The 13145-nt window shown below is 67.2% G+C and carries 11 protein-coding genes; 1 reads left to right on the top strand and 10 read right to left on the bottom strand.

The features are described from left to right. Positions 1 to 2: 2 nt before the first annotated feature. Positions 3 to 2042, bottom strand: a complete 2040-nt coding sequence (gene efeU, locus ACZ7OI_RS43825; RefSeq protein ID WP_470270005.1) for an iron uptake transporter permease EfeU — start codon at positions 2040 to 2042, stop codon at positions 3 to 5. Between the two features lie 76 nt (positions 2043 to 2118). Continuing rightward, positions 2119 to 2688: a TetR/AcrR family transcriptional regulator gene (locus tag ACZ7OI_RS43830; protein ID WP_470270006.1), complete on the bottom strand. Its 570-nt coding sequence runs from the start codon at positions 2686 to 2688 to the stop codon at positions 2119 to 2121. A 71-nt stretch (positions 2689 to 2759) separates the two neighbouring features. On the opposite strand from ACZ7OI_RS43830, the gene ACZ7OI_RS43835 reads away from it, so the two are divergent. After that, positions 2760 to 3344, top strand: a complete 585-nt coding sequence (locus ACZ7OI_RS43835) for a dihydrofolate reductase family protein (protein WP_470270007.1) — start codon at positions 2760 to 2762, stop codon at positions 3342 to 3344. A gap of 225 nt (positions 3345 to 3569) precedes the next feature. Here ACZ7OI_RS43835 and ACZ7OI_RS43840 read toward each other — a convergent pair whose 3' ends face one another. The 8 genes from ACZ7OI_RS43840 to ACZ7OI_RS43875 form a co-directional block, all read right to left on the bottom strand. Next, entirely contained in the window at positions 3570 to 4382 is an 813-nt protein-coding gene (locus tag ACZ7OI_RS43840) for an aldo/keto reductase (RefSeq protein WP_470270008.1), read from the bottom strand. A gap of 14 nt (positions 4383 to 4396) precedes the next feature. Next, positions 4397 to 5575 carry an MFS transporter gene (locus ACZ7OI_RS43845; RefSeq protein ID WP_470270009.1) on the bottom strand — a complete coding sequence of 393 codons (1179 nt, stop codon included), beginning with the start codon at positions 5573 to 5575 and terminating at the stop codon, positions 4397 to 4399. Positions 5576 to 6534: 959 nt separating this feature from the next. Further along, complete coding sequence (locus ACZ7OI_RS43850) at positions 6535 to 7779, bottom strand: alpha/beta fold hydrolase (protein WP_470270010.1); 1245 nt, start codon at positions 7777 to 7779, stop codon at positions 6535 to 6537. Then, positions 7772 to 8026 carry a hypothetical protein gene (locus ACZ7OI_RS43855; RefSeq protein ID WP_470270011.1) on the bottom strand — a complete coding sequence of 85 codons (255 nt, stop codon included), beginning with the start codon at positions 8024 to 8026 and terminating at the stop codon, positions 7772 to 7774. The genes ACZ7OI_RS43850 and ACZ7OI_RS43855 overlap by 8 nt, the downstream gene beginning before the upstream one ends. Before the next feature lies 1 nt (position 8027). Further along, complete coding sequence (locus tag ACZ7OI_RS43860; RefSeq protein WP_470270012.1) at positions 8028 to 8666, bottom strand: VOC family protein; 639 nt, start codon at positions 8664 to 8666, stop codon at positions 8028 to 8030. A 14-nt stretch (positions 8667 to 8680) separates the two neighbouring features. After that, positions 8681 to 9439, bottom strand: a complete 759-nt coding sequence (locus tag ACZ7OI_RS43865) for a maleate cis-trans isomerase family protein (protein WP_470270013.1) — start codon at positions 9437 to 9439, stop codon at positions 8681 to 8683. A 21-nt stretch (positions 9440 to 9460) separates the two neighbouring features. After that, positions 9461 to 10969: an FAD-dependent monooxygenase gene (locus tag ACZ7OI_RS43870; RefSeq protein WP_470270014.1), complete on the bottom strand. Its 1509-nt coding sequence runs from the start codon at positions 10967 to 10969 to the stop codon at positions 9461 to 9463. Continuing rightward, positions 10966 to 12636, bottom strand: a complete 1671-nt coding sequence (locus tag ACZ7OI_RS43875; protein WP_470270015.1) for an AMP-binding protein — start codon at positions 12634 to 12636, stop codon at positions 10966 to 10968. The genes ACZ7OI_RS43870 and ACZ7OI_RS43875 overlap by 4 nt, the downstream gene beginning before the upstream one ends. Positions 12637 to 13145: the final 509 nt, after the last annotated feature.

The raw sequence follows: 13145 nt of genomic DNA on the forward strand, positions 1-13145 counted from the left end.
GATCAGTGGCTCGGAGGAACTTCGAGCAGAGTGGGCACCGCGGACAGCGTCTCGACGACAGCTCCGGCCGCGCCGTTCACCGCCTGGCGCTGGGCGAGGGTGCTGGGCGCGTGGTTGGCCAGCGCTTCGTGGAGCGTGGTGAGCTGTTCGGTCGCGGTCTGGACCAGCTTCGGGGCACGCTCGTTAAGCAGCGGAGTCAGCTCGGCCAGCACGGTGCGGGTGACGTCGATGTCGGCATCCGTTGCGGGGTAAGCAGTTCCACTGCCTTGATCGTCCATTCCGGACAGATGATCGCGGATCGCGTCCTCGAGGATTTCGTGCGCGCGGATCGGCAGCTTCGTGGCATCGCCCGCGACGTCGTCGGTGGCGAGTTTTCCGCGCAGGGCCGCGAGATCCTGGGTGAGCTGATCAGCGACCGGGACCAGCGACGTCGGAGACTGGCCGTGCCATAGGCCGTACTCCAAGCGGTGCAACCCGGTGAAGCCAGGATCGGCCGCGGCTGCGGGCAGTCCGTTGGGCAAGCCGTCGACAGCCGTCCCCGCGTCGCCGAAGCTGTTGTAAGACGCGCCGACGCGCTCCCACGCGAGCTGCGCCGTGAGCCAATCCTTCTTGGCTGCGTCGGCGTTGCCTGCAGCCAAATCCGCACGGACCGTCCCCACCGCGGTCGACACCGTGCCGAGCTGCTGGGCGGCGTAACCGAGATACTTCTGATTCGGCCCGGTGAGATCTTCGGTGGTGACCGGCTTGACCGGCGCTGGACCGTTGTTCGCCGCGCCGCCGCTGACCTGCACCGGAGCCGACGCGGTCGTGGCCTGCCCGGACATCAGGCAGTGGAAGATGTAGGAACCGTCCGCCAGCGTCGCCGACATCGTGGCGCTCGTGGCCGGACCGATCGTCTCGATCTCCGCGACGATCCCGCCGCTGCTGTCGTCGAGCCGGATCTCGCCCGCCTTCGCGGTCTTGTTGGTCACGGTGATGCTTTGCGCCCCAGCCTGCGCGGACTTCCACTCGGGCGCACAGTCGTGCTCGCCCACCGAAACCGTGGACCCCGTTGCGGCTTGAGGAAGCGCGGCGATCACCAACGCGGCCACCGCGACCGGGACCAGCACCAACGCACCGGCGACGACCACGGTGTGCTTGCCCGCGAGCCGCTCCCACTTCCCGGCTGGCGCGGCTTCGCCTTCCGGCTTTCGCTCGACCGGCTGTCGACCGGCCTTGACGAACAGCGGGATCACGACGGCGAGGTAAACGAGCCAAGCCGTCACCTGCAGCACGGTCATCCGGGGCGTCAGCTCGGTGACGCCGCTGATCAGCGAAACCCACCAGGAGTTCGGGTCAAGCGTGCCGGTGAGGTCGAAGGCGACCCAGCTCTGACCGGGCAGCACTCCCCCATCCTGCAGGTCGCCGAGGCCGTAGGACAGCACGCCGGCCGCGATGACGATCAACACGAAAGCGGTGCGGCTGAAGAAAACGCCGAGGTTGAGCCGCACCGCGCGGCGGTAAAGCAGCCAACAGAGCAGGATCGCGATGCCGAGCCCGAGCGCCGCTCCGGTCAACGGCGCGACCGTCGTGCCGGACGCCTTCACCGCCGTCCAGAGGAACAGCGTGGTCTCCAGGCCCTCGCGACCGACAGCCAGGAACGCCGTGAGCGTCAGCGCGCCCGCGCCGATCGCCACCGCGCGTTCGACTTCGCCGCGCAATTGCGCGGAAAGCCCCATCGCGGTCCGGCGCATCCAAAACACCATGCCGGTGACGAGGAATACCGCGAGCACGCTCAACGAGCCGCCGACGATCTGTTGCGCACGGGAAGAAAGGACATCGGTGGAAAAGGTGAGAATTGTGGCGAAACTGCCCGCGACGGTCACCGCGCCCAGCACGCCCAACCACACCGGAGCCGTGGAGACCGTGCTTTCCTTGCCTTCCGCGCCGTTTTCCGGTCGCATCTTGCGCAACGCGGCCAGCAGGATGCTCACCACGAGGCCCGCTTCAAGCCCTTCGCGCAAGCCGATCATCAGATTCGGAACCGCGTCTGCCCACTGCACGCAGATTACGATAGGCAAACCTAAATTGCCGGTCGAGAGCGGGCCGCGAAACGGTTCTTTTCCTCCCGAATAGTCCCTATTCGGGGCCGATGATGCGTTTGACCGCCTCGGTGATCAATTGTTCGCGTTCCGCTTCGGAGAAAACGTCCGGCAACGTCAGCTGTTCGACGATCAACCAGTTCAACGCGAGAATCAGCAGCCTGACCGCGGTGGCGTCGCCCGGCAGCCCCGACGCCACGTGGTACGCGACGTTCCCCTCGACGTCGGCCCGGACCCGCTCCGTCAGCACCCTGCGCAACTCCGGCCGTCGAGTCGCCTCGAGCCGAAGCTCCAGCAACGCGAGATACCCCGTGCGAAACGCCGCGATCCGGCCGACCAGCTCGCGCATCAGCTGCGCGTACGACTCCCGGTCCCCGAGCCCAGGCGGGAGCGAGTCGTCCTCCGGCTGCAGTCGCTCGTACACCCGCGCCCCAGCCTGAGTGAAGAGCTCGTCGCGGTTGGCGAAGTAGTTCGACGCCGTCCCCGCGGGCACGCCGGCCTCCGCGTCGACCGCCCGGAACGTCAGCCCGCGCGCCCCCTCCCGCGCCAAGACCTCGATCGCCCCGTCGACGAGCGCGGCCCGCCGCTGGTCGTTCCTCCGCACCATTTGACACCACTCCAGTTGTAGTTGTACGTTTCAAACCACTTCAACCAGAGTACTACAGACGGAGTTACTAGATGCGAAAGCTCGTGTACTACATCGCAGTCACCCTCGACGGCCGCATCGCCGGCCCTGGAGGCGAGTTCGACTTCTTCCCGCAGGGCGACGCGCAGCAGACCGCCGCCTACATGGGATTCATGAACACGCTGTACCCGGAGACAGTCCCGACCGCCTTCCGCGCCATGTCCGGTGTCGAAGACGCCCCGAACCGCAGATTCGACACCGTGCTGATGGGCCGCGCGACCCATCAGCTCGATCCGAGCGTCCCCAGCCCCTATGCGCACCTGCGGCAGTACGTCGTGTCGAGCACCCTGAAACCGGATATCGACCCAGCCGTAACCGTCGTCCCCGGCGACCCGGTAGGCCTGGTGAGAGACCTGAAGAAGGAGGAAACCGGCAAAGACATCTGGCTCTGCGGCGGCGGCACACTGGCCGGGGCGTTGCTGGAGGAGATCGACGAGATCGTGCTGAAGAGCTACCCGGTGATCGCCGGCGCAGGCATCCCGATGGTGGACGGCGGATTCGATCCGACGGTGTTTTCGGTGACGGAGCGGACGGCTTTTCCCAATGGCGTCACTGCTACCCGGCTTGTGCGGAGCTAGGCGGGATGAGCGGTGCTTCGGTCATGGGGTTGGCCAGCGGCGGGGGGCTTGGGGCGGCCAGCCTCGACTGAGGCCCGGCCAGAACCACCGGACGCAGCCCGGAAGCTTCCGCCGTCGCTAGGCGCGCCGGGCGCATCCCACGAATCAACGCCGCACCGGGTGCGTACGACGTACCCAGCGCGGCGTTGATTCAGACTCCTCTTTCCCTTCCCCCGCAACGATCAGTCAGTTGAGCTGATCCGGGTCCGGACCAGTGCGCAGGCCACGGTCCGCGGCGGCGATCGCGGTGAGATCAGCGCCGGTCAGCTCGAAGTCGAAAACGTCGAGGTTCTGCCGGATCCGGGCGGGCGTCACGGACTTCGGGATCACGATGTTGCCCAGCTGCAAGTGCCAGCGCAGCACCACCTGCGCAGCTGATTTCCCAGTGCGCGCGGCGATTTCGGTGATTGCCGGGTCGGCCAGGACGGCACCCTGGGCAAGCGGGCTCCACGCCTCGGTCGCGATGCCGTGCTCGGCGTGGAAGGCGCGCAGTTCCGCCTGCTGGAGTCCGGGGTGCAGCTCGATCTGGTTGACCGCGGGCACGAGGTCGCTGTTGTCGAGCAGGCGGCGCAGGTGCGCGGGCTGGAAGTTGGACACGCCGGCGGCGCGGATCCGCCCGTCCTTGGCGAGGTGTTCCAGCGCGCGCCAGGTGTCGAGGTAGCGGTCGCGGGCGGGCGTCGGCCAGTGGATCAGGTACAGGTCGACGTGGTCGAGACCAAGTTTGGCGAGGCTGGCCTCGAAGGCGCGGAGGGTGGAGTCGTAGCCCTGGTCGTCGTTCCACAGTTTGGTGGTGACGAAAAGGTCCTCGCGCGAGATCCCGGATTCGGCGATGGCGCGGCCGACGCCTGCTTCGTTGCCGTAGATCGCGGCGGTGTCGATGCTGCGGTAGCCGGCTTCGAGTGCGCTGATCACCGCGGCGGCGGTCTGGTCGTCCGGGACCTGGAAGACACCGAAGCCGAGCTGCGGGATTTCGACGCCGTTGTTGAGGCGGACCTTCATCGGAATTACCTTTCTCAATGCTGGACAAGAGGTTCGGCCACCGCGACGCGAGGACGGCGCTCGAGGGCGGCCGACCAGATCGCGAGGCCGAGCGCGGAACCGGCGAGCGCGGCCCCGACCCAATTCGGTGCGGTGTAACCGAATCCGGCCGAAATCACGACGCCGCCGAGCCACGCGGACAGTGCGTTGCCGAGGTTGAAGGCCCCGATATTGACGACGGAGGCGAGCGTCGGCGCGCCGTGCGCCTGATCGAGAACGCGCTTCTGCAGCGGTGGCACAGTGGCGAACCCGAGCGCCCCGATCAGCAAAATCGTTGCTGCGGCGAGGATCTTGCTGTGCGCGGTGACAGTGAACAGCGCCAGGACGATCGCGAGTCCGCCGAGGCTGACGTACAGCATCGGCATGAGCTTGCGGTCCGCGAACCGTCCGCCGGTCAGGTTGCCGAGGAACATGCCGATGCCGAACAGCACCAGCAGCCAGGTCACCGAACCCGCGGAATAGCCAGCGATCTCAGTCATCATCGGGGCGATGTAGGTGATCGCGGCGAAGACCCCGCCGAAGCCGAGAACCGTCATGGCCATCGCGAGGACAACCTGAACGTTCCGGAACGCGGCCAGCTCCTTGCGCAGATGCGCTCCCTCGGGCCGGGGCAGATCCGGCACCAGCTTCGCGACGCCCGCCAGCCCGACAACGCCAAGCGCCGCAACGATCCCGAAGGTGACCCGCCAGCCGACGGCCTGCCCGACGAACGTCCCGAGCGGCACGCCGACGATGTTGGCAACGGTGAGCCCCGTGAACATAATCGCGATCGCCCCGGCGCGCTTGTCCGGCGCGACCAGCTCAGCGGCGACGACCGAGCCGATCCCGAAGAACGCCCCGTGCGCCAGCGAGGCGACAATCCGCCCCGCGAGCATGACCCCGAACGCAGGCGCGACCGCCGACAGCAGGTTCCCGGCGATGAACAGGCCCATGAGCAGCATGAGCATGGTCTTGCGGTTGATCTTCGTGCCGAGAATGGTCATCACCGGCGCACCCGCGACGACCCCGAGCGCGTACCCGGTCACCAGAAAGCCCGCGGAGGGGATGGAGACGCCGAAGTCCGCGGCGATCTCGGGGAGAAGACCCATGATCACGAACTCGGTAGTCCCGATCCCGAAGGCCCCGATGGCCAGCGCTACCAGTGCTAATGGCATGAGCCCGCGTCTCCTTGGTGTGCGTTTCGGTCTTTGGTGACGGTCTGCGTGTTGATGCCGCTTGTCGGCTTGAGCAATAGTTGCATACGCGGTTTGTTGTTTGCGCGTGTTGTTGATGAGGGTCACAGTTGTGCCCTGGCCGGAGAGGGGTGCGGGGGCCGGACGGGGGCCGGGGAGAGGGGCTGGGCAGAGGGGGTCAGTGCAGCGAGCCCGCAGCGATCTTCTCGGGATTTGTCGACTGCTCGCAGGCTGCAAGTCGACGGTATGCAATCGACCGGCATACTTGCGGCCGGTCTATCAGCTGAAGGGATTCCAGTCGGGAGGATTCCGGTCGGAGAAGCTCCGATCGGAGGGTTCCGACCGAGGCTCCGGTCGGAGGATTCCGGCCCGGAGGGGTTCCGGTCCGAGGTCTCCGACCGGAGGGATTTCAGCCGGAAGGGTGCCAGCCGCCGGGATTTCAGTCGGCGGGATGCGAGCAGCGACGAACTCGCCGCCGCACTCGGCGGATTGACCGACGATGGTTTCGTGACGCCAGGCGGAGTCGTCGACGGCGAGTCAGCCGGCTGGAAGTCCGCAAGGGAAGGCTGCCGGAGGAGATTTGGCTAGGTTCCCCTGGGAAAGTTGCCGGAGACTGTCGGCCGCACACACCCGGGACAAGCCTCCGAAGCCAGGGGAAAGCTGCCGTCGGAACACCGCCGGGCAACCTGCGGAAAGCTGCCGGAGGGATTCGACGGACTGCGCAAGGGAAAGTCGCCGACGCGATGGCAGTCGGCAGGATTCGGCCGACTGCCATCGCGTCGGCGAAATGTTGTCCTCTGTATACAGTCTGCGAGATGCCGTACGGGACTGCGCAAAGGGAACACGCAAAGGTGCCGGTCTCCCCTGAAGGAGACCGGCACACAGTACGAAACACCAAGGCCGCGACCAGCGAGCCCGCGAGAAACCACAACCCACTCACCTCACGGCAAGCGTCCTGCAGGGAAACGCTCCCCCAGCCACCGGCCCATTTCCGCGCCAGCCAGGGTCGCGCCCGACGTCATGCCCTCGTGCAGGGGCGCGCCGAAATGACGCCCCGGCACCCGCACATGCGTGACGTCCGCCGCGCCGCTTGCGTCGTGGAAACGGTTGGCGTCGGCGGGAAAACAGGCCTGATCGCCGGTCAGTTCGACCAGCAGGGTCGGCACCTTGACGTCCGGAAGGCACCTGGCCAGGTCTGCGTTGCTCGAGATCGCCGACCACGTCGACAGCCACGAATCCGGGGTCGTCAGGCGGCCGAAGCCCAGGACTCCGTAATTGGTCAGGTCCGGGCGGCGGCCGAACAGCGAACCGTACGGGCGGTCGTTGCGGTCCAGCGACAAGTCGACCGAACGCAGGTCCGCGTCGGTGCGGTAGACGGTCAGCACTCCGGTGGCCAGGGCGCTGCGTCGGTCGGAGGGATCGTGGGAGTCGCCGTAGCGACGCCGTGCGGCGGCGGATTCCGCGGCCAGTTCCCGGGCGCGCTCGTCGATCCTGGCGATGCGTTCGTATTGGGCGGATCGGTACGCGGCGATGAAATCGTCCGAGTACGCCGACGGTTCCGGCGGGGCGGCGAAACCGTTCGCGGGGGCGTAGGGATCCAGGTCCGGCGACGCCGAGCGAGGGTCTTGTTCGTCGGTGACCGAAGGGTCGATCAGGCGGAGCAGCAGAGCACCCTGGCCAGGATGCGGGGCCATCATCAGGAAACCGTCCGCGACCGGCAGGTCGGCCTCGGCCAACGGCACAGGCTTTCCGCTTGGTGCGCAGTGGAGTCTAGAGGACGGAGGGAGTGCGGCCTGTTGCAGATAGAAAGCAGACAGGGCGGCACCGCCGGAGTGTCCAATGAGGACTATCGAGGTAAAGCCCTGCGAGCGTAGGAAAACGTGGCCGGCGGCCATGTCCAGCAAGGCTTGTTCGTGCAGCAGGGTGAGATCGTTGCCGACCGTCCGGGTGCCCTGTGTCCACACTGCATAGCCCTGGGCGAGCAGTTCTGGAACCAGCACGTGGTGCGAGAAATCCTGTCGTGGATGCATGAGGAAGGCGACCGTGGAGGCACCGGGGACTGTCCTAAGCAGACCGTTGACCGTCGCGCCGTCGGAAGTGGTGAGCTGGTGCGCGGTCGTGGCGGTCGCCTCGGGAAGCGAAGCGGGGGCGTGATAACGACCGGAGCCGAGGCCGTTTTCAGGCATGGGGACGCCTTTCGATCCGCAGCGCGTTCTTGTCGTGCTGAGTGATCACGGATCCCTCCAGCCCGGCGATCGCGCTGTACCAGACCGCGTGTCGGCAGCCGGTCGCGCGGCGGTCGATGACGATCGCATCCGGGGCGCTGATCCGGAAGTACGGGCCGATCCGGTCGACGGTATTGCCATCGTCTTGGCGGGCGACGGCTAGCACACCTTCATTTTCCGGTACGTCTAGGACATAGAATCGGGCCACGTCAGACCGTCTCCTTCCCGACTGGCTCCCACGAAGCCGCTTCTTCAACAATCAGTTCTGCCTTGCGCGTAAGCAGTTTGTCCATCGACGGCTCCTCGCCGGAAGCGACGTCGCACAACGCGCGCAGGGTCAGTTCCGCGTCGAGATCCTCCTGTGGCGTAACCGGACGCAGCGCGCGGGTGATCTCGACCATGTAGCCGTTCGGGTCGTGGGTGTAAATGGATTCGATGGTTTCGTGCATCACCTGCATTTCCACCGGCCATTCGGATTCGTCCAAGCGGCGGCGGTACTCCAGGAGGTCTTCCTCGTCGGCGACGTTGATCGCCAGGTGCCTGCTGTCGGCGAAGAACTTCGGCGTGCCGTGCGGCAGCCGCGCCCACGCGTCGCCCGGTGCGGTCTGGTCGCCTGCCGGTTCCCAGCCGAAATAATAGAAAAACGCCAACCGGTCGCCGCCGCCGATGTCGAAGAAGAAGTGGATGAAGTCCGGATGCTGCTCCGGGCCCCAGCCGGCCGCGCAGATCGAGTGGACGATCGGGAAGTTGAGCACGTCGCGGTAGAACCGGACGGTGGCGACCGGGTCGAACGTGGGAAACGCGGCGTGGTCGACCCCGCGTACGCGGTGCACTGGCTTGTTCGTCATGCGGGAAACTCCTTTCAGGCCTGGACTTTGGCGTCGGCACGCAGCAGCGAACCCGCACCGGGCAGGTCGACCGGCAGGCCGAGGCCGCGCAGGATCGAGTACGCGCCAGCCGTGGCGGCGGAGAGCACTGGCAGTCCGAACTCTTCCTCCGCTGGCTGGATCAGGTCGAGCGACGGCATCTGGACACAACACGAAAGCACCAACGCGTCGCTGTCCCGGAGGTCGAGTTCGCGGGCCGCGGACAGCACATCGTCGCCCGGGATACAGCCGACCTCGGTATTGTCTGCGACGCCCAGCGCGCGCCAGCCGGTGATCGTGAAGCCTTCGGCCTCGAGGTACTCGACCACCGTGCGCGCGACTGGTTCGGTGTACGGCATGACCAGTGCGACACGCTTCGCGTCGAGATCGCTCAGCGCGCGCACCAGAGCACCGGCGCTGGACAAGACCTTGGCCTCCGCTCCGCCGAGGGCCAGTTGCTCGGCGATCCGCAGCTCCGTGTCCCGGTGTGCCCCGGCCCCGGTTGCCATCACCGCGACGAGACAGGCGTAGAGCAGCACGTCCGTCCGCGCGTCGCCGATCTCCAGGACGCATCGCTCGCGCTGAGCGTTCATCGCCCGCAGCTGCTCCGGCGTCACCGCGTGCATCCGCATCCGGCTGGAGTGAAAGGAAAAATCGACCCCCGCTACGCGTTGGAGCAGCCTCGGCAGCTCCGTTTCGACGGTGACGTTCGAACTCGGCACGATCAGCCCGACGCGCCGGGAAATGCTGGTCACGGATTCCTCCTGGGAAAGTTTTCAGTTCAGGACAACGAAATCGGCCCGGCCGGCACCGATCGAGGTCGCCGCGAAAGCCCGCGCGGACTCGGGGAGCTGCACGCCGACGCACCGGCGGGTCTGCAGGCGAAGCCGCTCGGCGAGATCGACCCTGGCCCAGAACTCGTCCGGAGTTCCGGTGAGCAGCAGCGGGCCGGCTGAACGGCCGGCGCGAGCGACCGCGGCGTCGGCGGCCTCGTTCCACACGTCCGGTTCGGTCCAAGCGATCTCGCCGACCTGGCCGAGTTCCGCACGCGTGGTCACCCGCGACGGAAGCTGGAAACCATTGCCCCGCAACGGTTGTGCGAGCACCCATTCCTCCGGGTCGCCGGACGGCGCCGAACCCAGCCATTCCAGCGCGGCGCGCACGACCTCGGGTTCCGACCGGGCATAGTCGGCCATCGTGATATTCCCCGAGCGCGTCATGTAGGACAGACCGAGTCGTTCGGCCGACCAGTCCGCGCGCCACCGGTAGGAATCCCACCATCGCTGACTGCGGCCCGCGAGCTGCTTGAACCGCTCCACCGCCGGTCGACGCGCCTGCTCGTACGCGGCGAACGCGGCGGACGGCGCGCTCTCCCCGGTCAACGCCCCGGCCAGCGCGATCGCGTCTTCCAACGCCAGCTTGGTACCGGAACCGAGCGTGTAGTGCGCGGTGTGCGCGGCATCGCCGAGCAGCACGACATTCCCGCTGTGCCACCGGTCGAGCCCGAGGTTGACGAACCGGCTCCACCGGGTGCGGTTCGTGAGCAATTCACCGCCGCGCAACTGATCCGAGAGCACGTTTTCCAGCAGCCGCACGCTTTCCCGGTCTGTTTCGCCGGGAGCGGCCGCCGCGTCGAACTCCGCGAGGCCAGCGCTGGCCCAAGTCTCGTCGTCCACTTCGATCAGGAATGTGCTGCGGTCTTCCGCGTACGGATACGCGTGGGTGACGAACAATTCCGGCCCCCGACGCGCCGCGGCGAAAAAGGCCGACGACGCCGCGAACGGGGCACCGCACCACACATACCGCGTCCGCCCGAGGCTGGTGCGGACGCCGAGCTCGGCGCTGAGTTTGGTGCGCGTCGCGCTGCCGACCCCATCCGCGGCGATGACGACGTCACCGGTCACAGTGCCGAGATCGGCGCGCGAGCCGGCGCGGTATTCGACGCCGACCTCGGTCGCCGCTTCCCCCAGCACCCGCAGCAGCGCCGCCCGGCCGACCGCGAGATTGCGCGCGCCGTGCAGGCACACGGACCGGTCGGGAGCGTCGAAGCGCAGCTCATGGCCGACGTAACTGACCGCCCGGACCCGGTCCGCGGTCTCCGGATCGGCCTGTTCGAGGTTGCGCATAGTGGCCTCGGTGAGCCCGACCCCGAACCCGAACGTCGCCCGCGACGCGTCCGCCCGCTCGTGGACGACAACCTCCAGGCTCGGGTCGTTGAGTTTCAGCAGCCGAGCGGCATACAGCCCGCCGGGTCCGCCCCCGATTACGTTCACGCGCCGGCTCACCGGGCACTCCCTTCGGCCATTTTCGCTTGGACGTCTTCGCGCAGCCGGTTCTTCGCGACCTTGCCGACGTTCGTCAACGGCAGCGCCGCGACGACCTCGACGCGTTCGGGCAGCTTGTACTTCGCGAGCCCGCGGCCGAGCAGATGCGCGCCAAGGGTTTCGACGGTCAGCGGATCGGCGTGGTCCTCGAGCACGAGGTACGCACACGCCCGTTCGCCCAGCACCGGATCGGGCATCGCGACGAGCGCGGCGGTGACCACGTCCGGATGCGCGACGATGATCTCCTCCACCTCTTCCGCGAAAATCTTCTCGACGCCGCGGTTGATGACGTCCTTGATCCGTCCGTCGATCGAGTAGCTGACGCCTTTCTCGCTGACGTGCCGCCGGGCAAGATCCCCGGTGCGGTAGAACCCGTCCGGCGTGAAAGCGGTCCGGTTGTGCTCTTCCGCGCGGTAGTAGCCGCGGATCGTGTACGGTCCGCGCGCGGCGAACTCGCCGACCTCTCCGTCCGGGACCTCGTCCTCGGACACCGGGTCGAGAATCCGGATCTCGTCCGCCGCCGAGATCGGCGCACCGACGGTGTGGTGCCGCACATCCTCGCCCGCACCCGCCGGCGTGACCAGAAACATCCCCTCGGCCATCCCGAACATCTGCCGGATCCGGATGCCCAGCTCGTCCCGCAACCGCTCGGCGACCTCGACCGGCAACCGCTGCCCGCCGATCACGAAATCCTTTAGACAGGACAGGTCAGCCGCGTGTGCCCGCGGCGATTCGAGCAACCGCACCGCAAGCGCGGGCGGCACCAGCGGAAGCACGTCCGGCTGATGCTCGGCGATGAGATCGAGCAGCGTGTCGATGTCCGCGGAGGGAGCGAGAACGAGCGTCGCTCCGGTGAGAATCGCAGGCTGCAAAGCGAGCGAAATCCCCGCGTTGTGCATGAGCGGCAACGGATACAGCACCCGCGAACGCTCATCCATCGCCATCGCGGCAGCCCAGGCACGAGCGTTGTAGGCGTACTCCTCATGCAACCGCGGCGCGACCTTCGGCAACCCCGTGGTCCCGCCGGACAGCTGGAATACCGCGGGCTCCGTGAGGTCAACATCCAAGTAGGGCAACGGTTCCCGCGACTCTTCAGCCACAAGCTGCGCATACGACGGCACAGCCCCCAGCGATTCACCCCGACACACAACAACATCGGAGACGGCCCCGTCAGCCAACAGCTGCTCGGCCTGCCTGCGCAACCTTCCGTCCCGGAAATCAGCCTGCGCGATCAACGTCCGCGCACCGACGTGAGCCGCGAGCAACCCAATCTCGCGAACCCCGTGCTGCGGCAAAGTACACACCGGCGGCGCAGCGGCGAACAAACACCCGAGATACGCGACGACGGTCTCCGCCACGTTCCCCATCTGAAACAGCACCGGCTCCCCCGGCCGAGCAACCCCGGACCCAAGCAGCCCAGCGGCGAACCGCGACGCCGTGTCGAAAAGCTCGTCGTACGTCCACGCGACGCCCTCGGAAACGAGAGCAGTCCGAGCACCATGACGACGAGCTGCGGCCAGGAGTTCAGCAGGCAGCGACTGCCCCGCCCACAACCCAGCACGCCGATACGCAAGCACGCTGACCTCGTCAAACGGGGCCACTGATGGTGCAGCTGGAGGCAACGTCATGCAGCCAAGGTAAACCCGTTCGGGGCAGAATTCAATACCTGTGTCGAACTTTCGACACTCATGTCACGACCGAACGTCCGTGAGGGCCACCTTCACAGACGCTGATTCCCCCAGGGTTCCCCTCACGGCCTGCAACCGTCCGTGAAGGGCCCCTCCACGGACTTAGATTCCCCCAGGGTTCCCTTCACGGCCTTTCAGCCACCCGCCCAGCCGCACCCGCACGCCCAAACTCACCAGCGCACCCACACCACGCGCCCCCACCGACCCAGCCGCACCCGCGCGCCCAACCCACCAGCGCACCCAAGCCACCGCGACCCCACATCCCAACCGCAGCCCGCGCACCCAACCCACCAAGACACCCACACCACCGCGTCACCACGTCCCCAACCGCAGCCCGCGCACCCAAACCCACCAGCGCAGCCACACCCGGCCCTGCACCCCGATACGAAGCCAAAAACGCGGCGCGGGGGTGCTTGTCAAGGCATCTTTCCCGCCTTGACAAGCACCCC

This window comes from Amycolatopsis sp. NPDC114503, from assembly GCF_055633655.1.